The organism is Mesorhizobium sp. M2E.F.Ca.ET.209.01.1.1, assembly GCF_004010375.2.
Classification (GTDB): domain Bacteria; phylum Pseudomonadota; class Alphaproteobacteria; order Rhizobiales; family Rhizobiaceae; genus Mesorhizobium.
The window spans coordinates 1-516 of record NZ_SADP02000129.1 but is presented as its reverse complement, the minus strand read 5'-3'; the positions used below and the strand labels follow the sequence as shown (position 1 = coordinate 516).

The following is a 516-nucleotide window of genomic DNA, read 5'->3' as shown; positions in this document are numbered from 1 at the left end:
GGCAACACCGGTGCCGAGATTGCGCTCGATCTGGCGGAAGGCAGTGCCCGGCCGACGATCTCGGTGCGCGACGGCGTTCACATCGTGCCGCGCGAACTGTTCGGCGTGCCGATCCAAATGGTCGGCATGGCGACGCGGCTCGGGCCGCGGCGCATCAATGACTCCCTGTTCCCCCTCATTCTCGACCTTGTGCTGGGCAGGCTGGAGAAATTTGGGCTCAGACGGCCGAAGCAGGGATTGCTGCAACAGATCGCCCTTGCGTCGCGCATTCCGGTGATCGATGTCGGCACGATCGGCAAGATCCGCGAAGGCGCGATCAAGGTGGCGCCCGACATCGCCGAAATCTCGGAACGCGGTGCCCGTTTTGTCGATGGCGGCCACGGCGAATTCGACGCCATCCTCTTCGCCACCGGCTACCGGCCGGGCTATGCCAGGTTGCTCGAACCCGGCATCGAGCCAGGTGCCAGCGGCGTCAATGCGCGCGCTTCGGATCTCGGATCTCGGAGATCGGAAGAG

At 65.1% G+C, this 516-nt stretch carries 1 pseudogene; it reads left to right on the top strand.

The window, feature by feature from the left end:
• Positions 1–516: pseudogene (locus tag EN852_RS34930) on the top strand (NAD(P)/FAD-dependent oxidoreductase); the annotation flags it as partial.